Annotated in this window: 21 protein-coding genes; 12 read left to right on the plus strand and 9 right to left on the minus strand. The window is 62.9% G+C overall.

Annotated features, from left to right (window positions below):
* Nucleotides 1-61: 61 nt before the first annotated feature.
* On the minus strand, nt 62-2,416 hold the full coding sequence (locus GRF63_RS01615; RefSeq protein WP_160484268.1) for a DNA translocase FtsK: 2,355 nt from the start codon (nt 2,414-2,416) through the stop codon (nt 62-64).
* A 99-nt stretch (nt 2,417-2,515) separates the two neighbouring features.
* Complete coding sequence (locus tag GRF63_RS01620; RefSeq protein WP_160484269.1) at nt 2,516-3,052, minus strand: thiamine phosphate synthase; 537 nt, start codon at nt 3,050-3,052, stop codon at nt 2,516-2,518.
* A 20-nt stretch (nt 3,053-3,072) separates the two neighbouring features.
* On the opposite strand from GRF63_RS01620, the gene GRF63_RS01625 reads away from it, so the two are divergent.
* Both GRF63_RS01625 and GRF63_RS01630 read left to right on the plus strand, forming a co-directional pair.
* Nucleotides 3,073-3,738 (plus strand): YggS family pyridoxal phosphate-dependent enzyme, encoded by a 666-nt coding sequence (locus GRF63_RS01625; RefSeq protein WP_160484270.1) that lies wholly within the window; start codon nt 3,073-3,075, stop codon nt 3,736-3,738.
* A gap of 88 nt (nt 3,739-3,826) precedes the next feature.
* Complete coding sequence (locus tag GRF63_RS01630) at nt 3,827-4,309, plus strand: hypothetical protein (protein ID WP_160484271.1); 483 nt, start codon at nt 3,827-3,829, stop codon at nt 4,307-4,309.
* Nucleotides 4,310-4,312: 3 nt separating this feature from the next.
* Here GRF63_RS01630 and GRF63_RS01635 read toward each other — a convergent pair whose 3' ends face one another.
* Entirely contained in the window at nt 4,313-7,078 is a 2,766-nt protein-coding gene (locus GRF63_RS01635; RefSeq protein WP_160484272.1) for a [protein-PII] uridylyltransferase, read from the minus strand.
* A gap of 143 nt (nt 7,079-7,221) precedes the next feature.
* On the opposite strand from GRF63_RS01635, the gene lgt reads away from it, so the two are divergent.
* Complete coding sequence (gene lgt / locus GRF63_RS01640; RefSeq protein WP_160484273.1) at nt 7,222-8,160, plus strand: prolipoprotein diacylglyceryl transferase; 939 nt, start codon at nt 7,222-7,224, stop codon at nt 8,158-8,160.
* Nucleotides 8,161-8,176: 16 nt separating this feature from the next.
* Complete coding sequence (locus GRF63_RS01645; protein ID WP_237392250.1) at nt 8,177-9,268, plus strand: class I SAM-dependent methyltransferase; 1,092 nt, start codon at nt 8,177-8,179, stop codon at nt 9,266-9,268.
* On the opposite strand, the gene GRF63_RS01650 is transcribed toward GRF63_RS01645, so the two are convergent.
* The 3 genes from GRF63_RS01650 to GRF63_RS01660 are packed head-to-tail and all read right to left on the minus strand — an operon-like array spanning nt 9,265 to nt 13,055.
* Entirely contained in the window at nt 9,265-10,806 is a 1,542-nt protein-coding gene (locus tag GRF63_RS01650; protein WP_160484274.1) for an ABC transporter permease/substrate-binding protein, read from the minus strand. The genes GRF63_RS01645 and GRF63_RS01650 overlap by 4 nt on opposite strands.
* Nucleotides 10,803-11,570, minus strand: coding sequence for an ATP-binding cassette domain-containing protein (locus GRF63_RS01655; RefSeq protein WP_160484275.1), 768 nt, complete (start codon nt 11,568-11,570; stop codon nt 10,803-10,805). The genes GRF63_RS01650 and GRF63_RS01655 overlap by 4 nt, the downstream gene beginning before the upstream one ends.
* Nucleotides 11,571-13,055 carry a sensor histidine kinase gene (locus GRF63_RS01660; RefSeq protein WP_160484276.1) on the minus strand — a complete coding sequence of 495 codons (1,485 nt, stop codon included), beginning with the start codon at nt 13,053-13,055 and terminating at the stop codon, nt 11,571-11,573.
* A gap of 157 nt (nt 13,056-13,212) precedes the next feature.
* Here GRF63_RS01660 and GRF63_RS01665 point away from each other — a divergent pair, with 157 nt between their 5' ends.
* From GRF63_RS01665 to GRF63_RS01700, 8 genes are all read left to right on the plus strand, one after another.
* On the plus strand, nt 13,213-14,376 hold the full coding sequence (locus tag GRF63_RS01665) for an isovaleryl-CoA dehydrogenase (protein ID WP_160484277.1): 1,164 nt from the start codon (nt 13,213-13,215) through the stop codon (nt 14,374-14,376).
* Nucleotides 14,377-14,398: 22 nt separating this feature from the next.
* On the plus strand, nt 14,399-15,421 hold the full coding sequence (locus GRF63_RS01670; RefSeq protein ID WP_160484278.1) for an alpha/beta hydrolase: 1,023 nt from the start codon (nt 14,399-14,401) through the stop codon (nt 15,419-15,421).
* On the plus strand, nt 15,418-17,019 hold the full coding sequence (locus GRF63_RS01675) for a carboxyl transferase domain-containing protein (protein WP_160484279.1): 1,602 nt from the start codon (nt 15,418-15,420) through the stop codon (nt 17,017-17,019). Before GRF63_RS01670 ends, GRF63_RS01675 begins: the two co-directional genes overlap by 4 nt.
* Nucleotides 17,020-17,095: 76 nt before the next feature.
* Nucleotides 17,096-17,800 (plus strand): hypothetical protein, encoded by a 705-nt coding sequence (locus GRF63_RS01680; protein ID WP_160484280.1) that lies wholly within the window; start codon nt 17,096-17,098, stop codon nt 17,798-17,800.
* A 139-nt stretch (nt 17,801-17,939) separates the two neighbouring features.
* Entirely contained in the window at nt 17,940-18,458 is a 519-nt protein-coding gene (locus GRF63_RS01685) for a hypothetical protein (protein WP_160484281.1), read from the plus strand.
* Nucleotides 18,459-18,560: 102 nt separating this feature from the next.
* Nucleotides 18,561-19,262 carry a lysophospholipid acyltransferase family protein gene (locus GRF63_RS01690; RefSeq protein WP_160484282.1) on the plus strand — a complete coding sequence of 234 codons (702 nt, stop codon included), beginning with the start codon at nt 18,561-18,563 and terminating at the stop codon, nt 19,260-19,262.
* Complete coding sequence (locus GRF63_RS01695) at nt 19,255-20,052, plus strand: DUF1295 domain-containing protein (RefSeq protein ID WP_160484283.1); 798 nt, start codon at nt 19,255-19,257, stop codon at nt 20,050-20,052. The genes GRF63_RS01690 and GRF63_RS01695 overlap by 8 nt, the downstream gene beginning before the upstream one ends.
* Nucleotides 20,053-20,083: 31 nt before the next feature.
* A complete protein-coding gene (locus GRF63_RS01700) occupies nt 20,084-21,214 on the plus strand; it encodes an endonuclease/exonuclease/phosphatase family protein (RefSeq protein WP_160484284.1) in 1,131 nt (376 codons plus the stop codon).
* Between the two features lie 18 nt (nt 21,215-21,232).
* Here GRF63_RS01700 and GRF63_RS01705 read toward each other — a convergent pair whose 3' ends face one another.
* Genes GRF63_RS01705 through gyrB form a run of 3 tightly spaced genes read right to left on the minus strand, consistent with a single transcriptional unit; the run spans nt 21,233 to nt 25,621 of the window.
* Entirely contained in the window at nt 21,233-21,958 is a 726-nt protein-coding gene (locus tag GRF63_RS01705; RefSeq protein WP_160484285.1) for a M50 family metallopeptidase, read from the minus strand.
* Nucleotides 21,958-23,040 carry an AI-2E family transporter gene (locus GRF63_RS01710; RefSeq protein WP_160484286.1) on the minus strand — a complete coding sequence of 361 codons (1,083 nt, stop codon included), beginning with the start codon at nt 23,038-23,040 and terminating at the stop codon, nt 21,958-21,960. The genes GRF63_RS01705 and GRF63_RS01710 overlap by 1 nt, the downstream gene beginning before the upstream one ends.
* Before the next feature lie 46 nt (nt 23,041-23,086).
* Nucleotides 23,087-25,621 (minus strand): DNA topoisomerase (ATP-hydrolyzing) subunit B, encoded by a 2,535-nt coding sequence (gyrB, locus tag GRF63_RS01715; protein ID WP_160484287.1) that lies wholly within the window; start codon nt 25,619-25,621, stop codon nt 23,087-23,089.
* Between the last annotated feature and the right edge of the window lie 612 nt (nt 25,622-26,233).

Below are 26,233 nucleotides of genomic sequence, written 5' to 3' on the forward strand. Positions count from 1 at the left end.
CGCATGCATGGGTTAACGCTGTTTCGGCAACAGCGGGAGCGCCAGGGGTAGCGCATTGCGCCTACAGCGGATTTCCATCCCGATCGCGGAAGATTTCGCGCCGCCCCACGTGGTTGGCGGGGCCGACCAGCCCTTCGCTCTCCATGCGTTCGATCAGTTTCGCCGCGGTGTTGTAGCCGATGCCCATCTGCCGTTGCAGCCAGGAACCCGATGCCTTCTGGTTCTCGATCACGAACTGGCAGGCCTGGCGATACTTGCGCTCTTCCGGATTGTCGGACGCGGTCACCTCGTCATCGAAGGACAGGCCGCCGTCTTCGGGCTCCTCGGTAACGGAATCGATATAGGCCGGTTCACCCTGCTTTCGCCAGTGATCGGCCACCTTCTCCACCTCCTCGTCGGAGACGAATGGGCCGTGCACGCGCTTGATCGCGCCGGTGTTGGGTTTGAACAGCATGTCGCCCTTGCCCAGCAACTGCTCCGCGCCCTGTTCACCCAGGATGGTGCGGCTGTCGATGCGGCTGGTGACGTTGAAGCTGATGCGGGTGGGCAGGTTGGCCTTGATCACGCCGGTAATCACGTCGACCGAGGGGCGCTGCGTCGCCATGATCAGGTGGATGCCCGCCGCGCGGCTCTTTTGCGAAAGGCGCTGGATCAACACCTCGATTTCCTTGCCGACCACCACCATCAGATCGGCCAGCTCGTCCACAATCAGCACGATCTGCGGCAGAACCTCGTAATCCAGTTCCGCCTCTTCCACGATGGCTTCGCCGGTTTCGGGGTCGTAACCTGTCTGCACCGTGCGTTTAAGCGGCGCGCCCTTGGCGGCGGCAGCGGCCACGCGCTCGTTAAAGCCGTGCAGGTTGCGCGCGCCGATCTCGCTCATCATGCGATAGCGCTTCTCCATCTCCTCCACCGCCCATTTCAGGGAACGTACCGACTTGTGCGGCTCCGTCACCACGGGGGCGAGCAGGTGCGGGATGTCATCGTAGCTTTTCAGCTCCAGCACCTTGGGATCGATCAGGATCAGGCGGCATTCCACGGGCGTGAACTTGTAGAGCAGGCTGAGCAGGATCGCATTGAGGCCAACGGATTTGCCCGAACCGGTGGTGCCCGCCACCAGCAGATGCGGCATGGCGGCAAGATCGGCCACGATGGGATCGCCCGAAATGCCCTTGCCCAGGATGATCGGCAGTCCGCCCTTGGCATCGACAAAGGCCTCGCTCTCGCACAATTCGCGGAAATTGACGGTCTGCCGGTTGGTGTTGGGCAGTTCGATACCCATCACCGTCTTGCCCGGAATGGGCGCCACGCGGGCGCTGATCGCGCTCATGTTGCGGGCGATGTCTTCGGCCAGGCCCACCACGCGGCTGGCCTTGATGCCGGGGGCAGGCTCCAGTTCGTACATGGTGACGACGGGGCCGGTTTTTACCGCGGTGATCTCTCCCTTGACGTTGAAATCGTCGAGCACGGTTTCCAGCAGGCGGGCGTTGCGCTCCAGCGCCAGCTTGTCGAGCGGGGGTGCCTGGTTGGTTTCGCCTTCCTCCAGCAGATCGAGGCTGGGCAGGTCGTAGTCGGCGAACATGTCCTTTTGCTGCGTCTTGGGCGATGGCTTGGCCCGGCGCGGCGGGGCAGCGGGATCGGCAATTTCCACCGGCCTGCGGTCTGCAAATGGGGCGGGGGTCTCGGCGGCATCGTCCTCCGCGCCCTCCGCACTTGCAGCGGCGCGGCGTTGCTTGGCGCGCCGGGGCTCTTCCGGTTTGAAGGGATTTGCAGGCGAGGTGAGGCGGGGAAACTTGCCCGCCCAATCGGGAAGGGTCAGCAGGCTGGCCCAGTCCACCGCAAAGACACGGCCCGCCAGCAGCGCGCCGCCCACAAGGCAGGCCAGCCCGCCGGCCAGCATGCCCCAGAACCGGCCACCCTCCGGCAGCAGTCCAGCAACGGCTTCCAGCCCGCCAGCGCCCAGCAGCCCGGCCAGTCCACCAAAACCGGCGGGCCAGCTGTGTTCGCGCGGATCGGTTACCAAGGAAAAAGCTGTGGCCAGCAGGACGATAGCCACGAGCAATATGCCCACCGCACGCCACCATGCGCCGCCCCAATGCTCATCCGCATCGGCATCGCGCCACAATTTGCGAGCAAACACATAGGCCAGCGGCAGTAGCAGCACGGAGACCCAGCCAAAGGCCGTCAGCGCCAGATCCGCGACAAAGGCACCGGGCGCGCCCATCCAGTTGTCGATCGTGCTGCCAGCCGCCGTGGAAAGCGAGGGATCGGTCTGGCTATAGCTGATCAGCGACAGGGCGAGGAAAATGGTGAACGCGAACAACAGCACCGCGCCCGCAAGCTGCGCACTGCGCGCCAGCGAGCGACGAAATGCGGCGCGCCAGTCCGCGCTTGGTTTTGCGGCCCTGCTGGCCATGGTCTGTCCCCTTGCGATACGTCCCGCCTGCCAGAATCCCACAGGGGGACTCGGGGGTCAAATTGTTTGTGTTGCCTTGGCCCGGCATGGTTTCGGGCGCTAGCTCAATCCGTCAATAGCGGCCCAGCGATCCCAGCGCAGCCGCCGCGCGCTCTGCCGCGTCAACCCGCCCAGCGCAATGACGGGCATCTGCGCAAATTGCGCCAGCGCCCGAAACCTGGCCGGGCCAAGCACTGCGCCGCCGGGGTGGGAACGGGTGGGAAAAACCGGCGACAGCATCACCGCGTCTGCCCCGATACGGTTGGCCTGCGCGATCTCCTGCATGTCATGCGCGGTGGCGATGGTCAGCATGTCTGCCCGCGTGGGATAGATCGACCGGGGTGCGCCATACACGCCGTCGGCACCCCATTCCCGCGCGGTCAGCGTGCTGTCGGACAGGATGACGAGATGCCCGTGCCTGCGGGCTTGCGCTGCCAAGGCCGTGAAGCGCACCAGACGTTCTTCGGGTGGCAGGTGATAATGGCGATACACAAGGCCCACCGGCTGCTGAAACTCGGCCAGCCTTGCATCCAGCACGTCATCGTTCCGCTCATCCGAAAGCAGCCAAAGGTGGGGGAGGGACTGGAAACCATTCATGGCCCCGCTATAGCGCGGGCATGAGTGAAAACGCCACAGACCGCCTTGCCGAAGTGCAGGCCAAGATCGACAAGACCTGCAAGATCGCCCGTCGCAAGCCGGAGGAAGTGACGCTGGTTGCCGTCAGCAAGACGCATTCCGCAGACGAGATCACGCCGCTGCTGGAGGCGGGACAGCGCGTCTACGGCGAGAACCGGGTGCAGGAAGCGCAGGAGAAATGGCCGGCCCTGAAAGAGCAGTTCTCGGACACGGAACTGCACCTTGTGGGCCAGTTGCAATCGAACAAGGCCGAGGACGCGGTGCAATTGTTCGACTGCATCCATTCGCTGGATCGCCCATCGCTGGTAAAGGCGCTGGGCAAGGCATTCGACAAGGTGGGTCGCCAGCTGCCGTGCTTCATCCAGGTGGATATTGGCGAGGAGGAGCAGAAGGGCGGATGCGCCATTGCCGATCTTCCCCAATTGCTGGAGCAGGCGCGCGGCGCCGATATCCCGGTGACGGGCCTGATGTGCGTGCCGCCGCTTGGCATAGAGGCTGCGCCCTATTTCGCCCTGCTGGCCAAGATTGCCGACGATCACGGGCTGGATGGCCGATCCATGGGGATGAGCGGCGATTATCCCACCGCCATCATGCTGGGCGCAACGCATATCCGCGTGGGCACAGCGCTGTTTGGCCAAAGGGACTGATCGGCAGGCTTTAATCAGCTCGGCAGTTGACCTTGGCGGCAATCACGGTGGAAAAGGGCGCAACGCCATCCACCGACAGGACTTCTTCATGATCCGCCCAATTTTCGTTCTTGCTTCGGCACTTGCTCCTTTTCTTGCGCTGTCCGCACCAGCAATGGCGCAGGACGGTGATCCCTATGCCGCATGCGCCGCCACGCAGGATGACGCGGCGCGGCTTGCGTGTTTTGACCGGACCTACCAGTCGCAGCAGGTCGTGATTGCAGAGCGCGAGGCGGTGGAAGAACAGACCCGCGAGGAGGTGTTCGGCTTCCGCGAGGAAGATGCCGTGCTGGAACGCGAGGAAGAAGGCGTTGCGATGACTGCCGCGGTGGCAGAGGTGTTGCAGGGATCGGGCCGTTCGCAGGTCCTGCTGCTTGATAACGGCCAGCTATGGCGGGAAATCAACGGGTCCACCCTGCGCAATCGGGTGCGCGATGGCTGGACCGCAACGATCACGCGCCACTGGAGCGGCGCCTATGAAATGCGTTTTGACGGGCGATCGGGCTACTTGCGCGTGTCACGCATGCGTTGATCGCTAGGCGGCCTGCGCATCCTCCGGCTCAGGCTCGCCCGCGGCGATTGCATCCAGCAGGGCCTGTTCCACCTTGTCCAGCCGATCCTGCGCCACGATCTTGCCGCCCAGTAGGTCTGTCACGTAGAACGTATCCACCGCGCGTTCCCCATATTGGGTGATGTGGGCGGAATTGATGATCAGGCTTTTCTCGAACATGGCGCGCGTCAGGCGGTTCAGCAGGGCGGGGCGATCCGTGGCGTTCACCTCGATCACGGTGAAGCGGTTGGACGCATCATTATCGAACAGGACCACCGGGGCCACGCGGAAGTTTTCCGCCCGGCTCCGCTTCAGGGGGCGCTTGGCCAGGCGCGGCACCATGTCGATCTTGTTGGCCAGCGCATCCTCGATGGATTGCTTCAGCCGCTGCAACTGCTGTTCTTCGCGGAAAGGCTTGCCAAGCGGATCCAGCACCAGGAAATTATCGACCGCCTTGCCCACCCTGTTGGTGTGAATGCGCGCATCGATGATATTGCCGCCCGCCAGATTGATGGCGCCGGCAATGCGGAAGAACAGGCCGGGATGGTCATCACCGATCACGGTCACCAGCGTGGCACCCAGCGCCTCGTAATATTGCGCGTGGATGGATAGCGAGTGATCCGCCGCGCGCGCCGCCTGGTAATGCGGCAGGTTGATCGCGATCACGTCTTCCGGCTCTGCAATCCAGTAGGCATCGTCGAAACGATCATCCAGGTCTTCCACCAGATGGCCTTGCGATCCCAGCATCTGCGTGACGGTTTCCTTCTTGGCGGAAACCTTCCGGTCGCGGCCATGAGCCTTGTGGCCAAGGCGCAGCCGCTCCACGGAATTTTCGTAGAGATCGGTGATCAGCTGGCGTTTCCAGCTGTTCCAGATGCCGGGGCCAACCGCGCGGATATCCACGATGGTCAGCACCGTCAGCAGGCGCAGCCGTTCCAGGTTCTGCACTTCCGACACGAAATCGATAATGGTCTTGGGATCGGAAAGATCGCGCTTGAAGGCCGTGGCGCTCATCAGCAGGTGATAGCGCACCAGCCACGCGACCAGATCGGTTTCCTGCTCGTCCAGTCCCAGGCGGGGGCACACGCGCTTTGCCACATCCGCACCCAGCACGGAATGATCGCCGCCGCGCCCCTTGGCGATATCGTGCAGCAGGACGGAGAGATACAATACGCGCCGGTTCTTGATCAGCGGCACCATTTCGGTGGCCAGCGGGTGATCCTCGGCCAGCTCTCCACGCTCTATCTCGCTCAGCAGGCCGATGGCGCGGATGGTGTGTTCGTCCACCGTATAATGGTGATACATGTCGAACTGCATCTGCGCGTTGACCTTACCGAAATCCGGCACGAAACGGCCAAAGACGCCAGCCTCGTTCAGCCAGCGCAGCACGGTTTCGGGGTCTTTCCGGCCCGACAGCAATTCCACGAACAGCGCATTGGCGCGGGCATCCTTGCGCACCTTTGCATCGATCAGCCCGGCATCGCGGCGGGCGATGCGGATGGTGGAGGGATGCACCTCCAGCCCTTCACGCTCTGCCAGGGTGAAAACCTCGATCAGGCGCACGGGATCCTGCGCGAACCAGTCGTCCGAAGGGGCGGCGATCTTTCCGCCCTCCACCGGATAACCGTCGATCATCCGGGAGGGTTTGAGCGAGGACAGGAATTCGCTGATGCGGCTGCGGCTCTGCGTTTCCTCCTCGATATGCGAGAGGAAAACGCCGGTCAGGTGGCCCACGTGCTTTGCCTGCAGGAAATAGAACTGCATGAAGCGTTCCACGGCGCTTTTGCCGGGCCGGTCCGCATAATTCATGCGCCGCGCAACTTCGCGCTGCAGATCGAAGGTCAGCCGGTCTTCCCCGCGATTGGCGATCGTATGCAGATGCGCGCGCACCGCCAGCAGAAAGCCTTCGGCGCGCCGGAAGCTGCGATATTCCTTCTGCGTGAACAGCCCCTTGTCCACCAGTTCGCGCGCGCTTCTGACGCGGTATTTGTATTTGCCGATCCAGTACAGTGTCTGCAGATCGCGCAGGCCGCCCTTGCCGTCCTTCACATTGGGTTCCACCACATAGCGCGAATCCCCCATGCGCCGGTGCCGGGCATCGCGCTCTGCCAGCTTTTCAGCGATGAAGCGGCCCTCTGTTCCGGGCACGACCTCCGCCCAGAAGCGGTTGCTGGCGGCATCGTACACATCCTGATCGCCCCACAAGAAGCGGCCTTCCAGCAGGGCGGTGCGGATGGTGACATCCTCGCGCGCCATGCGCGTCACCTCGTTCAGGGAACGGCTGGAATGGCCCACCGTCAGGCTGAGGTCCCACAAGTAATACAGGATCGCCTCGATCACCTGTTCGCACCATGATGTTGGCTTGTCCGGCGTGACGAAGGCGATATCGATGTCCGAATGCGGCGACATTTCGCCGCGCCCGTATCCGCCGACGGCCACCAGCGCCAGGCGTTCACCCATGCTGCGATTGCCGACCGGGTAGACATCGTCGATCACGTGATCGTGCACGATGCGGATCAGCTGATCGTGCAGGAAAGCGTGGCCGTTGGCGCTTTCATGCCCTGCGCCCGGCTTTTCCAGCAGCCGCCGCTCCAGCTCCGTACGGCCGGACTCCAGCGCCGTTCGCAATTGTTCGACGATGGCCTGTCGGCCTTCCATTGCACCTTTATCGGCAACGATATCGGAAATGGCGGCGGATAGCTTGCGCCGGTCGATGATGGCGCGTTGCTTGGGGATGTTGGGCAGGCTCACACTTGCCGAGATAGGCCGCCGCGGCCTGCATTGCAAAGGTGTTTGCTGCCCTGTGATAGGGGTTTCATGCCGCGCGGGCCTGTGCCAAAGCGCGAAGCTTGAAAAAAGGGGGCGGACTGCGCCCCGGCAAGCTTTAGGGGCGCATGGTGATTCTTGATCTTCTGGCAGCGACAGGCGGCGAAGTCATTCGATGGCAGGACCTGGGTCTGCAAACCGGGATCGACCTCGGCTTTTTCGAGCTGAAATATTACTCGCTCGCCTATCTGGCCGGAATCATCCTTGGCTACTGGCACCTTTCCCGGATGATCAAGGCGCCCGGCGCTCCGATGGCGCAGGTGCATGTGGACGACCTGTTCTTCTACTGCACGCTGGGCATCATCATCGGCGGGCGGCTGGGCTATGTCACCTTCTATGAACCCGGCCACTGGACGGATTTCTCGGGCGATGGCCTCATCAGCTGGAAAGTGCTGCGCCTGTGGGACGGCGGGATGAGCTTCCATGGCGGACTGGTGGGCGTGGTGGCGGCCATCGCCTTCGTCAGCTGGCGCGGCGGACTGCCGTTCATCCGCGTGGCCGATTATATCGCGGTGAACGTGGGCTTTGGCATGATGTTCGGGCGGCTGGCCAATTTCATCAATGGAGAGCTGTGGGGCCGGCCTGCCAGCCCCGATGTTCCCTGGGCGATGACCTTTTGCGACCAGGGACGCGGGCCCGGTGGCACCTGCCTTTCCAGCCTGGTGCCGCGCCATCCCAGCCAGCTGTATCAGGCGCTGGGCGAAGGGCTGCTGGTCGTCGTCATCATGCTGTGCCTGTTCTGGCTGACACGCGCACGCTATCGCCCGGCTTTCCTGGTGGGGATGTTCACCACGGTGATTTCCTGCGCACGCTTCGTGGTGGAATTCTTCCGCCAGCCGGATGCTCAGCTTACCGAATTTGCCGCGCGCACCGGCCTCAGCATGGGGCAGTGGTTGACCATTCCCCTTATCCTGCTGGGCGTGGGCCTCGTCATATATTCCCTGATGCGCAAACCTATTGCCAGCGGGGCTGCCACATCGGCCCCGGCTGCGCGGCCTGCAAGGTAGGGCGACAGGAGGCCATTTGAGCGACCTCAGAGAAGAAGACGCCAAGCGCAACCTCAGCGACACCTTTCGCCGCCTGATTGCCAGCACCGGCCCGATCAGCCTCATGCATTTCATGGGCGAATCGAACATGCGCTATTACACTGAAAAGCGCGTGATTGGCGGTGCCGGAGAGCACGGCGGCGACTTCATCACCGCGCCCGAAATCAGCCAGATGTTCGGAGAGCTGATCGGCCTGTGGCTGGCCGATATGTGGATCAGGGCCGGGCGGACAGAGCCTGTGCATTACGTGGAGCTGGGGCCGGGCAGGGGCACGCTGGCGCGCGATGCGCAGCGGGCGATGAAACGTTATGGCTTGACCCCGCGGGTGCATCTTGTCGAAACCTCCCGCAACATGCGCGATTTGCAACTGGCCGCCGTGCCGGGCGCGTTCCATCACATGGACCTCTCCACCGTGCCGATGGAGGGGCCGATCCTGCTGGTGGCCAATGAATTTCTCGATGCGCTGCCCGTGCGCCAGCTGGTGAACACCAATGACGGCTGGCGAGAAATCATGGTGGGCGTGGATGCCGCAGGCAATTTCCTGGAAATGCCGGGCCGCCAGCCGATGGATTCCGCCGTTCCCGAGGCGCGCCGTGGCGATCCGCCGGGTACGGTGGTGGAAACCTCCCCCGCCTGCGCCACGATCATGTACGAAGTTGCCGGACGGCTGGCCACGCAGGGCGGCGCGGCACTGTTCATCGATTACGGCTATACCCACGGCCGCAGCGGTTCCACCTTGCAGGCGGTGAAGGATCATCGGAAAATCGGCGTGCTGGATGCGCCGGGCGACAGCGACCTTACCGCCCATATCGATTTCCTGCAGATGGAGCAGATCGCTCGCGCCCGCGATGCCCGCGTATTGGGCACGGTGACGCAGGGCGAATGGCTGGAACGGCTGGGCATTCGGGACCGGGCAGCGGCACTGGCCGATTTCGCCCCGCAACACAGCGATGCCCTGATGCGCGCGCGCGATCGCCTGATTGCGCCCGCTCAGATGGGCGATCTGTTCAAGGTGCTGGGGCTGGCCGGGCCGGACTGGCCCGATGGCGCAGGTTTCGTCGCGCCCTAGCGCTCGATACGGTCCAGCAGCCATTGGCCCGCGCGCGCGGGTGACCATTTGTCGTCCTGCCGGTCTACCGTGTAATTCGCCTCTCGCATCGTCTCCACATCCACGGCGCCCAGCAGCGGCTGCAGCGCATCTGCCAACGCGGCATCGCCTGCCACGCGCGGAGACAGCAGCAGGATCGCATCATAGGATGGCAGCGCCTCCTGCGGGTCTGACAGTACCACCAGATTGCGGGCCGCGATGCGCCCGTCGGAGGTGTATGCGCTGATCACGTCGGCCTCTCCCGATAGCAGCGCGTTATACATGAAGGTGGGTGAATAGGTGCGCTGATCGCCAAAGCTGAGGCCATAGGCATCGCGCACGGCGTTCCATTCGGGCCGCTCGAACCATTCAGGATCGCCGCCGATGGTCAATTGCGGGGCAACGCTGGCCAGATCGGCAATCGAACTTAGCCCATACCTCTCGGCGGTTTCCTGCGTGACGGCCAGGCCATAGGCGTTTTCGAAGCCCAGCCTGCCCAGCACGCGCACGCCGGTGTTTGCATCCTCCCACTGCACGATTTTCTCATACATGGCGGCGCGGCCCGGATTGTCCGTTCGCTCCAGCGTGTTGGTCCATAGCGTGCCGGTGTAATCAACGGAGATATCGATGGCGCTGCTGGCCACGGCATTGTGCACCACCGCCGATCCCAGCCCCTCGCGATATTCCACGCCGTAGCCTGCATCTTCCAGAACAGAGCCGATGGCGCGGGCGAGGATATATTGCTCCGAAAAACTCTTGGCCCCGATCACCACGTTTTCCCGCCCATCGCCGCGCCAATCCACCGTGCTGGCAGCGGCCCCGGCGATGCCTGCCAGCGCCAGCGCGGCACCGGCGATCACCAGCCCCGGGCGGCGGGTGGCAAAGCCGCGCTCCACCATGCCGAACAGCGCATCTGCCACTAACGCCAACCCGGCGCTGGCAATGCAGCCGGCCAGCACCAGCACCCAGTTCTGCGTCTGCAATCCGGCAAAGATAGGGTCGCCGAGAGAGCGCTGCCCGATGGTGGTGGCCAGCGTTGCCGCGCCGATGGTCCACACGCTGGCCGTGCGGATGCCCGCCATCACGAAAGGCGCGGCCAGTGGCGCCTGCACCAGCCGCAGTTTCTGCCACGCTGTCATGCCCAGCCCGTCTGCTGCCTCGATCAGTTCGTCATCCAGATTGGCCAGCGCGGTCACCGCGTTGCGCAGGATGGGCAGCAGCGCATAAAGCGCCAGCGCCAGCCATGCCGGCAGAAAGCCCAGCGTCGGCAGATCCGGCCCGAAGATGGAGCGGGCCGCCAACAGGATGGGGAAGAACAGCGCCAGCAGCGCAAGCGCGGGGATGGTTTGCACAAGGCTGGCAAACCCGAGTGCCACCTTCGCCACCGTTGCCGAACGGCTGGACCACACCGCCAGCGGCAGCGCCACGGCGATGCCCAGCGCCACGGCAGCAGCGCATAGCAGAACATGCTCGGCCAGCTGCGGGCCAAGGTTCAGAACGGCCTCCAGCAGCGGGCTCATTCGCCCATGCCTGCAAGCTGGCGGGCCTGTTCGCGCGGCACCTCCACCAGCGCCTGCGCCACGAGGCCGCCCTTTCCGGCCAGCAGGGCAGAGGGCGTCTCGTCAGCGACGATTTGCCCGCCGTCCATCACCAGCACGCGGCTGGCCAGCAGCAGGGCCTCGGCCATGTCATGCGTCACCATCACGGTGGTCAGCCCAAGTTCGCGGTGCAGGCCGCGCACCCGCTGCCCCAACTGGCCGCGGGTGATCGGGTCCAGCGCGCCGAAAGGCTCATCCATCAGCAACAGGTGCGAATCGCCCGCCAGCGCGCGCGCCACGCCCACGCGCTGGCGCTGTCCGCCGGAAAGTTCTGCGGGAAGGCGGCTGGCCATTGCGGGGTGCAGCTCCACCAGTTCCAGCAATTCGGCGATGCGCGCATCAGTCAGGCTCTCCCCAACAAGGCGCGGGGTAAGGGCGATGTTCTGCGCCACGCTCATATGCGGAAACAGGCCGATGCCCTGAAACACATAACCGATGCGGCGGCGGATCAGCGGGGCAGGGCCTGCCAGCACATCCTCCCCATCCAGCAATACGCGGCCGAAGGTCGGCTCCACCAACCGGTTGATGCATTTCAACAGCGTCGATTTGCCAGAGCCGGATGCGCCCACCAGCGCCACGAACTCGCCGCTTTCGATAGCCAGCGAGACATCGCGCACGGCGTGCACATCGTCATAGGTTTTGCTCAGCGTCTCGAACCGCAGGAATGCAGGCGGCGCAGGGGTCATTCAGGTGGTCAGCGCGGCTTTTGGCAGAGAGAAATCGACGACCAGACCGTCTTTGGCGAACTGGCGATCCCAGCTGCCCTGCAACTGGCCCGTTACGCTCATTTCCACCAGTCGAGAGCCAAAGCCGGTTCCGTCGGGATCGCGCACGGGCGGCCCGCCATGTTCGCGCCAGGCCAGTGCAAGGGCATCGCCATTGTCGGCGATGGCCAGATCCACATGGCCCCCATCCACCGAAAGCGCGCCATATTTGGCCGAGTTGGTGGCCAGTTCGTGGAACACCAGCGCCAATGGCGTGGCGACGCGCGCACTGATTGCGAAATCCGCGCCGCTCACCTTCACGCGCGGTTCGCCCTCTGCGTCAGCATAGGGGGCGAACAGCGCCTGCAGCAGGCCCGAAAGGCTTTCCTGCTGCGGTCCTTCCTGCGGGCGCACGAATTCATGCGCGCGGCCCAGTGCGCGCAGGGCCTGCGTCAATTCCTTCACGAAAGGCGCGTTCTCCGGCGATTTTCGCGCCTGCAAGGAAGCAAGGCCGATCACCACGGCGAAGATGTTCTTAATCCTGTGCGCCAGCTCCTTCGCCAGCAGGTCACGTTCTTCAAGCGCGTTGCGCGTTTCGTCGATATCGGTGACGGTGCCGAACCAGCGCAGCGGATCGCCCTCCCGTTCCGAAACCGGCACGGCCAGGCTGAGCATCCAGCGCCATGACCCATCGGCGCATTTGAACCTGTATTCCGCCTCGAACTCCTCGCCTGCGGCGAAGGTGGCATCCCAGCGAGTGAACGTCTCTTCAACATCATCGGGATGCACGAACTTGCGCCATTCGTCCGCTGTCCTGGGTGGCGGCGCTCCGGCCACCTCTACCCAGCGCTTGTTGAAGTAATCGAAATTGCCCTCGTTATCGGCAGACCAGGCGATTTGCGGCACGCCCTCGATCATACGCAGCAGGCGTTCCTCGCGCTCTGCAATGATGCGTTTGGCGTGCAGGGTGGAGCGGCGTGTTTCCAGCCGCCGCACTGCTGCCTTTGCCAGCACTGCCAGCCCGTCGCGCTGAAATTCGCTCAACGGTTCCTTGTGCGCCTTGGTATCGATAACGCACAAGGTGCCCAGCGATGCGCCCTCCTCTGACACCAGCGGCTGGCCTGCGTAATAGCGCACTTCGGGCGGATCGACGACAAGCGGGTTGTCGGCAAAGCGCGGATCCTCTGGCGCGTCGGGCACTTCGAGCAGATCGGAAGAACCGAGCGTATGGTTGCAGAATGCCACGTCGCGGCGCGTTTCGCGCGCATCGATCCCGCGTTTTGCAAGAAAACGCTGCTTTTCCTGTTCCAGCAGCGTCACCATCGAAACCGGCGAATTGCACAGCTTTGCGGCAAATTCGACGATGGCCTGAAGCTCCGGATCGTCCTCCAGCGCCTCCGCTTCGAAGCTGGCCACCACGCCAAGGCGGCGGGCCTCGTCAGCAAATTCGCTGACAGGTTCGGGCATACCCGGTGATTCGATGGGCTCGCGCAATTTCATTGCGGGCTACTTAACTATTGCCGCACCGGATTCAAAGCGTTTGGCGGAAGTTGCGGGTGTAACCTGTTTGCCTTGCGTTGCGCGCTTGCTACAGGCGGTTGCACATACAGGAGTTTGAAAAACCATGCGCGCCACGCCCGATTTCGATTTCGGCCTGACCGAAGAAGCCCAGATGATCCGCGAAACCGTGGCCCGTTTCGCCGATGATCGCATCGCGCCGCTGGCCGCGAAAACGGATCGGGAAGACTGGTTTCCGCAGGAACTCTGGCCCGAAATGGGCGAACTGGGCCTGCACGGCATGACGGTGAGCGAGGAAGACGGCGGCACCGGGCTTGGCTATCTGGAACATACCATCGCGGTGGAAGAGGTGAGCCGGGCCAGCGCATCCATCGGCCTGTCTTACGGCGCGCACTCCAACCTGTGCGTCAACCAAATCGCCCGCTGGGGCAATGCGCAGCAGAAGGCGAAATATTTGCCCGGCCTGATCTCCGGCGACCATGTGGGCGCACTGGCGATGAGCGAGCCGGGCGCAGGATCGGACGTGGTATCGATGAAGCTGAAGGCCGACACCGTTCAGGGCGGCTATCTGCTGAACGGCACCAAGTTCTGGATCACCAACGGCCATGTGGCAGAAACGCTGGTGGTCTATGCCAAGACCGATGCCGACGCAGGCAGCAAGGGCATCACCGCCTTCCTGATCGAGAAGGACATGGAAGGCTTCTCCCCCGGCCAGAAGATCGAGAAGATGGGCATGCGCGGCTCCATCACATCCGAACTGGTGTTCGAGGACTGCCATGTGCCGGAAGAGAACGTGCTGGGCGAAGTGGGCAAGGGCGTGCAGGTGCTGATGAGCGGGCTGGATTACGAGCGCGTGGTGCTGTCAGGCGTGCAGCTGGGCATCATGCAGGCCTGCCTCGACACCGTCATTCCCTACGTTCGGGAGCGGAACCAGTTCGGCAAGCGGATCGGCGACTTCCAGCTTATCCAGGCCAAGGTCGCGGACATGTATGTCGCCCTGCAATCGGCGCGCGCCTACACCTATGCCGTTGCCCGCGCCTGCGACAATGGCAAGACAACGCGTTTCGATGCGGCAGGCGCAATCCTGCTGTCCTCGGAAAACGCTTTCCGCGTTGCCGGGGAGGCTATTCAGGCTCTGGGCGGCGCGGGATACACCACTGATTGGCCGGTGGAACGCTATCTGCGCGATGCAAAGCTGCTGGACATCGGCGCAGGCACGAACGAAATCAGGCGAATGCTGATCGGCAGAGAACTGATCGGTGCCGGATAGGCCGGATCGAGGGAGAGAGATCATGAAGTCCGTTATCGCCGCAGCCACTGCGCTGCTGCTGGCCGTGCCAGCCATTACGCCCGCCGCCGCGCAGGAAAGCGCGCGCGTGGCCGAGCTGACTTTCGAAGCGCCGTCGCTTGCCGGCAATATCGAGGGCAATTCGACCGAGCGAACCGTCTTCGTCGTTACCCCTCCCGGCTATGACGAGAATACGGGCAAGCGTTATCCAGTGGTCTATTTCCTGCACGGCTACTGGATGCCGGCCGCAGCGCAGCAGGAAGGTTTCCGGCTGGACGAAGCGGTGCAGGCCGCCAGCGAGGCGGGGCATGATTTCATCATGGTGATGCCTGACGGTTTCTCGCTGCGGCGCGGCGGCTTCTATTCCTCCGGCCCCACCGTGGGCGATTACGAGAGCATGGTGGCGGACGATCTGGTGAACTGGGTCGATACCAATTACCGCACACTTGCCGATCCCGCATCGCGCGGGCTGGCGGGGCATTCCATGGGCGGTTACGGCACCGCGCGCATTGCCATGCAGCGTCCCGGCATCTTCTCCTCCATCTACATGATGAGCGCCTGCTGCCTGGAACCGATGACGATCACGGCAGAGGACGCCGCTCGTATCGAGGGTATGACGGAAGACGAGGTCGCCAATGCAGACTTCGCGGGGCTGGCGCAGATTTCCACCCTCGCCACATGGTCACCCGATCCAACCGGCGAAGGCTTCCTGAAGGTGGACACAGGCCTGCAGGAGGACGGCACGCTGGACCCGATGGTGAACTACCGCCTCGCCGCCAATTCGCCGATCGTGCTGCTGCCACAATTCCTGCCCGAGCTGAACGGGCTTGAAGCCTTTGCAATGGATATCGGCGACGAGGATTTCCTGCTTGAACCCAACCGCCTGTGGCGCGAACAGCTGGACCACTTCGGCGTGGACTACGACTTTGAGCTATACGAAGGCGACCACGGCAACCGCATCCGCGAGCGTATCCGCACAAAGGTGCTGCCCTTCTTTGCCGAGCATCTTGAAACCGAGACAAAATGACAGCACCCGTACTCACCTCCACCCTCGACACCGACAGCCCCGAAGCGAAGGCGCGCGCCGCGCATAATCGCGCGCTGGCACAGGAACTGCGCGACAAGGTGGCCGAGGCTGCGCTGGGCGGCAGCGAGAAGCATCGCGAGCGGCACGTGTCGCGCGGGAAGCTGTTGCCGCGGGAGCGGGTGGAGCGGTTGCTCGATCCCGGTTCGCCCTTTCTTGAGATCGGTCAGCTTGCGGCAAACGGCATGTATGGCGGCGATGTGAACGGCGCATCGATGATCGCCGGGATAGGGCGCGTCAGCGGGAGGCAGGTGATGATCGCCTGCAACGATCCCATGGTGAAGGGCGGCAGCTATTACCCGATGACGGTGAAGAAGCACCTTCGCGCGCAGGAGATCGCGCAGGAAAACCGCCTGCCGTGTATCTACCTTGTCGACAGCGGAGGGGCGAACCTGCCGTTTCAGGCTGAAGTCTTCCCGGACCGCGATCATTTCGGTCGCATCTTCTATAATCAGGCTCAGATGAGTTCGATGGGCATTCCGCAAATCGCCTGCGTGATGGGCAGTTGCACCGCGGGCGGCGCCTATGTGCCCGCCATGAGCGACGAGAGCGTGATCGTGCGTGAGCAGGGCACCATCTTCCTGGCCGGGCCGCCTCTGGTGAAGGCCGCTACAGGCGAGGAAATCAGCGCAGAGGATCTGGGCGGCGGGGCGCTGCACGCGAAGAAATCGGGCGTGGTGGATCACCTTGCCGAGAATGACGAGCACGCCCTCACCATCGTGCGCGATATCGTGTCACATTTAGGGATTTCCACAAAAGCTCAAGTTGACTTGAGGGAGCCTCGTCCGCCGAAGTTCGACGCCGAGGATCTCTACTCGATCATCCCCGACGATGTGCGCGCGCCCTATGACGTGCATGAGGTAATCGCGCGGATCGTGGATGGCAGCGAGTTTCACGAGTTCAAGAAGGAATACGGCTCCACCCTCGTGTGCGGCTTTGCCCATGTGTGGGGGATGCCCGTCGCCATTCTCGCCAACAACGGCGTGATCTTCTCCGAAAGCGCGCAGAAGGGCGCGCATTTCATCGAGCTCGCGTGCCAACGCGGCATTCCGCTGCTGTTCCTGCAGAACGTCTCCGGCTTCATGGTGGGCGGGAAATACGAGGCAGAAGGCATCGCCAAGCATGGCGCGAAGCTGGTGACGGCAGTCGCCACAGCGCAGGTGCCAAAGATCACCGTGGTGATCGGCGGCAGTTTCGGCGCGGGCAATTACGGCATGTGCGGGCGCGCCTATTCCCCGCGCTTCATGTTCACCTGGCCCAATGCGCGCATCTCCGTGATGGGCGGCGAACAAGCCGCCAGCGTGCTGGCGACGGTGCACCGCGACGCGGACAAGTGGAGCGATGAGGAGGCGGAGGAGTTCAAGGCCCCGATCCGCCAGAAGTACGAGGACGAGGGAAATCCCTACTACGCCACGGCGCGGTTGTGGGATGATGGCGTCATCGATCCGGTGCAGACCCGCGACGTGCTGGGCCTCAGCCTGGCCGCCGCGCTGGAAGCGCCGATACCGGACCGCCCGCAATTCGGCGTGTTCCGGATGTAACTTTCGGAACACAAACGCTTATCGATGATTTCTGATTGATTACCGGGGAATGGACGGGTGTCGAGGAGAGACGCCCATGTCGAATCAGGAAATCACGATAATCGTCGTTATTGCGGTTGTTGCCGTTCTGTTGCTGCTCTGGTTTTTCATGCAGCAGAGACGCAGCCGGGCGCTGCGCGACAGCTTTGGCGATGAGTATGATCGCACCCTGGAAACGCGCGGCAATCGCGGTGACGCCGAAGCCGATCTGTTGCACAGGCAGGATCGCGTCTCGAAGCTGGACATCCGCCCGCTTACCGCATCCGAACGCGATCGTTTTGCGCTGGAGTGGAAGGAAACCAAGGCGATCTTCGTGGACAGTCCGATCGAAGCGGTGAGCCGCGCTGACCGGCTGCTGACCCAGATCATGCATACGCGTGGCTTTCCAATGTCGGATTTCGAGCATCGTCATGCCGATCTGACCGTCGATCATACCGATACGGCCAAGCATTACCTCGCCGGGCATGAGATCGCCGATCGCGCGAGCGATGCGACGACGGAGGAATTGCGCCGCGCCATCAACCACTATGAAACCCTGTTCGCGGATATGACGAATGAGGTTACCGAGATTGATGAACGCAGGGAGCCCACGGCTCGTGACCTCGACGGCGATGGCTATATCGATGGAGAGAGCGAACGTAGCACGGCAGATCGTGCGCGACGCGATGTGAACGATGACATCGCGCCTCGGGCGCCCACGCGGCCGGTCGATTCAGGTGACGTAACAACCCCGCGCTCGTGACTCTGTGAAGTGCACCCGTTCGCGATTCAGCGTGTTCCGCTTGAAATTGCGGACGGGACAAGCAGTTCGTCGCATTTTCGCCACATTTGCGGAAACTTGATCGTTTCTCTGCGTTTACCCGCCCATAGGAGAAACGAATATGCGTAAGTTTATTGCAATAACCGCCGCCGCCCCTCTGGCCCTGCTGGCCGCCTGTGGCGACAGTGAACCGGCTGATGACATGGAGACCGCCCCTGTCGAAACGACGATGGCGGCTGACGATGCCACCGCCACCATGCCTGCAGACGGACCCGCCACGACGCTGGATGATTCCGGTGATTTTTCGGGCACGTACAACATGCAGGGCGATGACGGCACCAGCCGCAGCGTGACGCTGAATTCGGCGGATGATTCCTATGAATACACCGCTGCCGATGGCACCACGCGCACGGGCAACTACACCCGCATGGATGATGGCTATCGCCTCCAGATCGAGGATTTCGATGGTTCGCCCGGCTATTTCACCTTCTCTAACGGAGACCTGGTGCGCCTGCAGAACGATGCCAATGTGGAAGAGGGCATGACCGTGCAGGGCGAACGCTATTCCAATGGCAACCGTGATGATGCGGTGTTCTCTCGCGAACCGGAACTGGGCAGCCCGGTGGCCCCGCAGAACTAAGGTTCCGTTCCAGATAACCCTATAACAAGGGTCGCATTTCTCCCTCCGGGTGCTACGCCATCCGGAGGGAGATTTTGTTTGGGCCAGCCGCAGGACACGCAGATGAGTAGCGGAGGGGCAGACAACGGGTGCACGCCCCCTCCCGCGTCCGTTCCCTCGCCCGATCATGCACCAAGCATCCTGTCGCGTCTCGTGTGGCGATTGCTGCGCGGGCTGTACCGGTTGAAAGGCTTCAAGCTTTCAGGGGAGCCACCGCAAATTCCCAAATACATCCTCGTCGGCGCGCCGCACACGTCCAACTGGGATTTCATCTTCTTTGCCGGCGCGGTGAAGCAGTTGGGGATCAAGCCCAGCTTCATCGGCAAGCACACCTTGTTCAAATGGCCGATGACGCGCTTCATGCTGGATATGGGCGGCATGCCCATCAACCGCAGCGCGCCGCAGGGATATGTGCGCAGCGTGATCGAGCGGATCGAGGCAACGGACGAAATGGCGCTGGTGGTTGCGCCCGAAGGCAGCCGATCGAGCGATGGGCGGTGGCGCAGCGGGTTCTATCACATCGCCCATGGCGCTGGCATTCCCATCGTGCCTGCCTGGGTGAACTATGAAACCATGCGCGGCGGATTGGGAGAGCCGATCTGGCCCACGGGCGATTTCCACGCGGACCTCATGAAAATCGCGGATTTCTATGCGCAGGCCATGCCGCACTGCGATCGCTTCAAGGTATTGGCACGGCAGGCGCGCGGCGAAATCGACACGCCCGGATCGAAAAGCCCGGCCAGCACAAAGCCGGGCCATGGCTGAGGCGCTGGCGCTCAATGCGCTGGCGCTGTTGGCGGCAGTGCTGGCGCTGTGGGTGCTGAGCGTGGCGCTGGGCAAGGTGAGCTTCGTTGACAGCGTGTGGGGTCTGGCGATGGCTGGGCTGGCTCTGCTCAGTTGGTGGCAGGCCGATGCGCGCGATCTGAGCGCCACGATATTGATGGCTATGGTGCTGGCGTGGGGCGTGCGGCTGGGCGTCCACCTGTTGCGCCGTTTCCTGCGCAATGGAGAGGACAAGCGGTACACCAAGATGCTGCCCTCGCCAGACGATCGCGGGGCCTTTGCGCTGACTGCGCTTTGGAAGGTGTGGCTGTTGCAGGCGGCGCTGATCATGCTGGTCAGCAGCCCGGCGCAGGTTGGCATTCTGGCGGCCAGTGGCGCTGGCGCTATCGGGCCGCTCGCATGGATGGGCATGGCGCTCTACTGCACCGGCATATTCTTCGAATGGGTGGGCGATTGGCAGCTGGCCCGGTTCAAGGCTGATCCGGCCAACCAAGGCAAGGTGATGAACACAGGCCTGTGGCGATACACCCGCCATCCCAATTATTTTGGCGACGCCTGCGCGTGGTGGGGCATATTCGCCGTCGCACTCAGCATTGATTTCGGCGCGGTCATCTGGACCTTGCCCGGTCCGCTGTTCCTTACCTTCACCCTCGTCAAATGGTCTGGCGCGGCGATGACGGAGGATGCCATGCGCGATAAATATGGCGAGGATTTCGCCCGGTACACGCGCCGAACCTCTGCTTTTATCCCGCTGCCACCCGCTGCGGCGTGACAAGGGTGGCTTATATGGGCAAAGCAATGCGATGAAATCCTGGATTGCCCTTGTCGCACGCTTCGTCGTCATTCTCCTCGCCATTTTTACGCTGGTCAGCATGGTGGCGGCGGATGCCTGGTGGGTTAGGGTGTTCGATTTCCCCCGGCTGCAATTTGCCATTGTGCTGGTTGTCGCCATTATCGCGCTGCTGGTGACGAAATCGAAAAGGCTGGTGATCTGGCTGCCTGTGGGCTTGCTGGCGCTGGCATTTCAGGTGGGGCAAATTCTGCCCTATTTCTCCATCATGCCGAAAAAGGCCGTGGATGCGGATGAATGCGCCGTGCCCGACAGGTTGCACATCGCCTCTCTCAACGTGCTGCAGAAGAACACAGACTATCAGGCCACCATCGATTACGTGCGCGCGGAGGACCCGGATATCTTCCTGGCGATGGAGAACGATCAGGCGTGGACCGATGCGCTGTCAGAAGCGCTGGATGCCGATTATCCCTATTCGATGAAGATCCCGCAGCCCAACACCTATGGCATGGCCATGTGGTCTCGGCTGCCGTTTGCGGAAGTGGAGCGGAACGAACTGGCCGGTGGCGGCACGCCATCGATCAAGGCCCGCATCCAGCGCGCCGATGGCGGCATCATGACGCTGTTTGCCGTGCACCCGCGCCCGCCGCGCCCCGGTCAGGATAGCGGGCAACGCGATGCGGAACTGGTGCTGCTGGCAGATCTGGTGCGCGAATCCGGGCGGCCCACGCTGGTGGTGGGCGATTTCAACGATGTCGGCTGGTCCAGCGTGACGGAGACGTTCCAGCGCATCGGCCAGCTGATCGACCCGCGCAAGGGCCGCGGTTTCAATGCCACTTTCGATGCGCGCAATCCGCTGATGCGCTGGCCGCTGGATCATCTGTTCCACACCGATGATTTCGGCGTCACGCGGTTCGAAGTGGGAGAAGATGTCGGCTCAGACCACTTCCCGCTGGAGGTGGAACTGTGCCTGAAACCCAGCGAATTTGCACCGCAGCAGGAAGCGCCCGATCTGACGCAGGAGGCCATCAACGATGCGCGCGACGAGCTGGAGGAAGCGTCGCTGGGCGGCGCCGGGCCGGATGCAGAAAAGCTGACCGTGGAAGACGATGGCGATGAGCACGAGGCTTACGCGGCCGAATAGCTGCGGGCCCTGCGCGGCCTAGCGATGGCCTTCGTGGTTCAGCGCATATTTCAGGCTGCCGCCGATCATCACGGCGGAAATGCCGATGATGACAATGGCCCATATCCAGTGGGGCAACAGCAGCTCTGCCTCTATGGCGCCGGTATCGGATAGCATGGGCTGCCCGCCGATCACGGCGCTTTCGGAAAACAGGTAATCCAGATCCCGGAACATGGAGAGCGCAGCCAGTACGCCCAGAAATTGCAGAGTGAACAGCTGGATGCCGCGCCCCCCGCGCCATGCGATCAGCCCGATGGCGATGCCCAGCAAAGGCAGCACCGTCCATCCCACCACGCTGCGCACCCATATCGCGGTGGAGAGCAGCAGCGCAGCCGACAGCGCATAAAGGGCAGGGCGCCAATATCTGCGCGCGCTGCTGGCCAGGATCAGCGCGGCGCCGATGGCGCTTGGCCCCAGCGGGCCGCCCATGGCGATCAGCGCGCGGTCCAGCCCGCCGCTATCCAGCGCGGTGCGGGATGATGCATAGCCCGATCCATCGGCGTTGATCACCAGCAGATCGAAGGCATTGCCGCTCAGCAGCGCGGTGAGGCCGTGCCCCATCTCGTGAAACCATGTGCTGAGGATGATGAAAGGCCAGATCAGGAAATTGCCAAAGGGCAGGGCGGGCAGGAACAGCACCAGCACGCCTGCCAGGATCAGCCGCCCCACCTGCTCCTCCTGGCTGCCGGGTCGCACGCCGTACATCAGGCAGGTGCCCCTACATGCGGCTCCATTTCATTTGTGCGGGAGCGGTAGAGGATGGACCAGCCTGCAAGAAACAGGCCCGCCGCCATCGGGCCAACCACGATCCCTGCCAGCCCCATCGCGGCAATGCCGCCCAGCGTCGAGATAAGGATGATCCAGTCGGGAATGCCCGTGTCGCGGCCCACCAGTATCGGCCGCAGGACATTGTCGGCCATGCCGATCACCGCCACGCCGGAAACCAGCACAACCACGCCCTGCCAGATGTCGCCAACAGCCAGCAGGTAAAGCGCGACGGGCGCCCACACGATGGCAGGTCCAACGGCGGGCAGCAGCGAGAAGAAGGCCGTCAGCAAGCCCAGCAGCACCACCGATGGCATGCCGACAATCCAGAACGTGATGGCGCCAAGCGCCCCTTGCACCAACCCCACGACGATGGAGCCCTTCACGGTGGCGCGCACGATAAGAAGGAAGCGGTCTGTCAATTCGCGCGCGATCTCACTGCCAAGCGGCAGGTGGCTGATGATCTTGTCGCCGATGGGCTTGCCGTCGCGCAGCAGGAAATAGGCGACATAAAGGCCCACGCCGAAGGACAGGATGAAGCCGAAGGCACTGCCGGTGATCGACACCGCCTGCCGCGCGATCAGGCCACTGCTTTCCAGCGCCAGTTCCTGTGCGCGCTGCTGTATAAGCTGTGGGGAGCCAAGGCCCGAGCTTTCCAGATTATTTCGCAATACCTCCGGCAGGGCGGCAAAGATCGTCTCGAACCAGCCGGCAAGATCTATCCGGCCTTCCTGGAAAGCGACCACGACCGAAGTTGTCTGTTCCACCACGACGCCGCCGATCAGGAAGGCGGGAATGATGATGGCGATGGTGATCACCAGCAGCGTGGCGATGGCGGCGCGGTTGCTGCCGCCCAATATTCCGCGAAACCACTGGAACAGCGGCTGGAACATGATGGCGGCCAGCGCGGCCCACAGGATTGGCAGCAGGAACGGCCAGACGATCAGGGCAAAGCCGAAGGTGATGATGGCCAGGAACAGCAGGTATCCGCCGCCCTCCAGCCTCTTTCGCTCCATTATCATGCTCGTGACCCCTCCAGCGGTGTTGCGTGTTCCTCCGCCGCCAGCGTCAGATATCGAGGTTGGCCACGTTCAGCGCATTGTCCTGAATGAACTCGCGGCGCGGCTCCACCACATCGCCCATCAGGCGGGTGAAAATCTCGTCCGTCACATCGGCATCTTCCACCTTCACCTGCAACAATTCGCGATTGTCAGGGTCCAGCGTGGTTTCCCAAAGCTGCTCTGCGTTCATTTCGCCCAGCCCCTTGTAACGGCTGATGGAAAGGCCCTTGCGGCCCGCGGTCAACACCGCGTCCAGCAATTGGGTGGGGCGGGTGATGGCCGTTTCGGGATCGAATGCCGGGGCGTCCGCATCGGTTTCGTCCGCATCGTCGGACACGCTCTGCGCTTCGCCGCTGCCTGCCTTCACCAGCCGTGCAAGGCTGGCGTAGGTCTCGGCCTGCGCCACGCCCAGCGTGTTGAGCTTGCGCGCCTCTGCGCTCTCAAGGAATTTCTCCTCGATCATGTGAACGTCGGTAACGCCGCGCCACACGCGATCAAACCGCACATCGCCGGTTTCGGTGGTGCGGGCGGACCAGTCGGCCTCCGGGTCGCTCAATTGGATCTGGCCTGCGGCATGGGTGAGGCGGGTATCGCGGTCGGCGCTGGAAAGGCCGGGCTCCAGCGCGCCGGCCATTGCCATCGCCTCGATCACGGCGGGATCGTACTTGCGCGGCGCGAAGGCCAGCAGGTTTTTCAGCTGCAATGCCTTTTCGACAAGGTCGGTCAGGTCCGCGCCGGAACGCGCGCCTTCGCCCGTTTCCAGAACGCGGTCCTGCAGGCCATTCTCCACCAGATAGCGATCCAGCGCGCCCTGGTCTTTCAGGTAGACCTCGCTCTTGCCCTTGGCGACCTTGTACAAGGGCGGCTGGGCGATGAAGAGGTGGCCGGCCCTGATTATCTCCGGCATCTGGCGATGGAAGAATGTGAGCAGCAGCGTGCGGATATGCGCGCCGTCCACGTCGGCGTCGGTCATGATCACGATCTTGTGATAGCGCAGCTTTTCCAGATTGAATTCATCGCGCAGGCCCGTGCCCATCGCCTGGATCAGCGTGCCGACTTCCTTTGACGAGATGATCCGGTCAAACCGCGCGCGCTCCACGTTCAGGATCTTGCCCTTCAGCGGCAGAATCGCCTGATACTTGGAATCGCGCCCGCTCTTGGCGCTGCCGCCTGCCGAATCGCCCTCCACCAGGAAGATTTCGGATTTGGCGGGATCACGCTCGCGGCAGTCGGACAGCTTGCCGGGCAGGCTGGCGACGGACATCGCACCCTTGCGGCTCATCTCGCGGGCGCGCTTGGCAGCTTCGCGCGCGGCGGCGGCGTCGATGATCTTCTGCACGATGGCCTTCGCGTCGGCGGGATTTTCCTCCAGCCACTCGGTCATCTTCTCGCCCATCAGGCCTTCAAGCGGCTGACGCACTTCGGAGGAGACGAGCTTGTCCTTCGTTTGGCTGCCGAACTTGGGATCGGGCAGCTTTACAGACACGATGGCGGTCAGCCCTTCACGCATGTCCTCACCCGAAAGGGAGACCTTGGCGTTCTTCAGAAGGCCAGCGGCATTGGCATAATTGTTCAGCGTGCGGGTCAGCGCGCTGCGGAATGCGGCGAGGTGGGTGCCGCCGTCGCGCTGCGGGATGTTGTTGGTGAAACACAGCACGTTTTCATAATAGCTGTCGTTCCATTCCAGCGCGACATCGATACCGATGCCATCCTTCTCCGCGCTGACGGAGATGGGTTCCGGCACCAGCGGCGCCTTGTTGCGATCGAGGTATTTCACGAAGGCCGCAATGCCGCCTTCGTAGAACAGGTCATGCTCCTGCACCTCCTCGTGCCGCTTGTCGCGCAGCAGGATGCGCACGCCGGAATTGAGGAAGGCAAGCTCGCGGTAGCGGTGTTCCAGCTTGTCGAAATCGAACTCGGTGACGTTCTTGAACGTCTCCTCACTGGCCTGGAAGGTGACGCGGGTGCCCTTTTTCAGGCCATTGTCGTCCCCATTGCTTTCCACCGGCGGAGCGTCGGCCACTTCGCGCAAGGATTCCACCGCATCGCCATGCTCAAAGCGCATCCAGTATTCGCGGCCGTTGCGCCAGACGCGCAGCTCCAGCCATTCGGACAGCGCATTCACCACCGAAACGCCCACGCCGTGCAGACCGCCCGACACCTTGTAGGCGTTGTCATCACTGGTGTTCTCGAACTTGCCGCCTGCGTGCAGCTGGGTCATGATGACCTCTGCTGCGGACACGCCTTCTTCCTTGTGGATGTCCACCGGAATGCCGCGGCCATTATCCTCCACCGAGACGCTGCCGTCGGGGTTCAGCTCGATCAGCACCAGATCGCAATGCCCGGCCAGCGCCTCGTCAATGGCGTTGTCCGACACTTCGAAAACCATGTGGTGCAGGCCCGATCCATCGTCGGTATCGCCGATATACATGCCGGGGCGCTTGCGCACCGCATCCAGCCCTTTCAGGACCTTGATGCTGTCGGAACTGTATTCGCCATTCTGGCGCGCTTTTTCGGGGGTTGCTTCGGGCGTATTTTCCATGTGCATCATATAGGCATTGGAGCGCCCCGGCGGAAGGCTGACAGCGTTCTGTGCACGGCTTTTCCACGACTGGTGGAACCAGCATGGTCTGCCCGGCTTTCGCAATCGCCGGATGCTGTCGCGCAAATCGCATCAGGGCGGGGCGGCAGGAGAGGCGGCAACTGAAAATGAAAATGGCCGCCTCCGGTTAGGAAGGCGGCCATTTGGGTGGCCCGGAAACAGGGAGGTGGAGAGGAATTTCCGGACCGGGGGTCGATAAACCCGGTGTTAGAGAATGCCGTACAGCAGCGTGGTGCTGATGGTGACCGCTGCAAGCGATGCAAGGATATTGGGTGCGAAATGCCGCATGATGTCTTCGTCCTGTTTTTTCGAGATTTCGTCGGGGTGTCCCGCCGTTGGAGGCGCAGATGGCGGCTGATTGAATATATTGCAAATGCGAAATAAACGACAAGTGTTGCGCATTTTGCAACAGTCAGTTTACTTCCGTCTAACAGCCTGCAACTCACTTTGTGCCTCGCGGCAAGCTGGCACGGGCTGGCACGGGCTGGCACGGGTTGGCACGGGTTGGTGCGGGTTTGCACGGGCTGACACGGGTTGGTACGGGATTGTGCG

It is taken from the genome of Aurantiacibacter rhizosphaerae (assembly GCF_009807005.1).
GTDB classification, from domain to species: Bacteria; Pseudomonadota; Alphaproteobacteria; order Sphingomonadales; family Sphingomonadaceae; genus Alteraurantiacibacter; species Alteraurantiacibacter rhizosphaerae.

Bases quoted from the DNA above. Each gene is read 5' to 3' on its own strand.
- GRF63_RS01685 (WP_160484281.1), top strand. From the start codon at position 17,940: ATGCGTAAGTTTATTGCAATAACCGCCGCCGCCCCTCTGGCCCTGCTG.
- GRF63_RS01710 (WP_160484286.1), bottom strand. From the start codon at position 23,040: ATGATAATGGAGCGAAAGAGGCTGGAGGGCGGCGGATACCTGCTGTTC.
- GRF63_RS01705 (WP_160484285.1), bottom strand. From the start codon at position 21,958: ATGTACGGCGTGCGACCCGGCAGCCAGGAGGAGCAGGTGGGGCGGCTG.
- GRF63_RS01630 (WP_160484271.1), top strand. From the start codon at position 3,827: ATGATCCGCCCAATTTTCGTTCTTGCTTCGGCACTTGCTCCTTTTCTT.
- gyrB (WP_160484287.1), bottom strand. From the start codon at position 25,621: ATGGAAAATACGCCCGAAGCAACCCCCGAAAAAGCGCGCCAGAATGGC.
- GRF63_RS01615 (WP_160484268.1), bottom strand. From the start codon at position 2,416: ATGGCCAGCAGGGCCGCAAAACCAAGCGCGGACTGGCGCGCCGCATTT.
- GRF63_RS01660 (WP_160484276.1), bottom strand. From the start codon at position 13,055: ATGCCCGAACCTGTCAGCGAATTTGCTGACGAGGCCCGCCGCCTTGGC.
- GRF63_RS01700 (WP_160484284.1), top strand. From the start codon at position 20,084: ATGAAATCCTGGATTGCCCTTGTCGCACGCTTCGTCGTCATTCTCCTC.
- GRF63_RS01670 (WP_160484278.1), top strand. From the start codon at position 14,399: ATGAAGTCCGTTATCGCCGCAGCCACTGCGCTGCTGCTGGCCGTGCCA.
- GRF63_RS01680 (WP_160484280.1), top strand. From the start codon at position 17,096: ATGTCGAATCAGGAAATCACGATAATCGTCGTTATTGCGGTTGTTGCC.
- GRF63_RS01650 (WP_160484274.1), bottom strand. From the start codon at position 10,806: ATGAGCCCGCTGCTGGAGGCCGTTCTGAACCTTGGCCCGCAGCTGGCC.
- GRF63_RS01655 (WP_160484275.1), bottom strand. From the start codon at position 11,570: ATGACCCCTGCGCCGCCTGCATTCCTGCGGTTCGAGACGCTGAGCAAA.
- GRF63_RS01690 (WP_160484282.1), top strand. From the start codon at position 18,561: ATGAGTAGCGGAGGGGCAGACAACGGGTGCACGCCCCCTCCCGCGTCC.
- GRF63_RS01665 (WP_160484277.1), top strand. From the start codon at position 13,213: ATGCGCGCCACGCCCGATTTCGATTTCGGCCTGACCGAAGAAGCCCAG.
- GRF63_RS01695 (WP_160484283.1), top strand. From the start codon at position 19,255: ATGGCTGAGGCGCTGGCGCTCAATGCGCTGGCGCTGTTGGCGGCAGTG.
- GRF63_RS01620 (WP_160484269.1), bottom strand. From the start codon at position 3,052: ATGAATGGTTTCCAGTCCCTCCCCCACCTTTGGCTGCTTTCGGATGAG.
- GRF63_RS01675 (WP_160484279.1), top strand. From the start codon at position 15,418: ATGACAGCACCCGTACTCACCTCCACCCTCGACACCGACAGCCCCGAA.
- GRF63_RS01625 (WP_160484270.1), top strand. From the start codon at position 3,073: ATGAGTGAAAACGCCACAGACCGCCTTGCCGAAGTGCAGGCCAAGATC.
- lgt (WP_160484273.1), top strand. From the start codon at position 7,222: ATGGTGATTCTTGATCTTCTGGCAGCGACAGGCGGCGAAGTCATTCGA.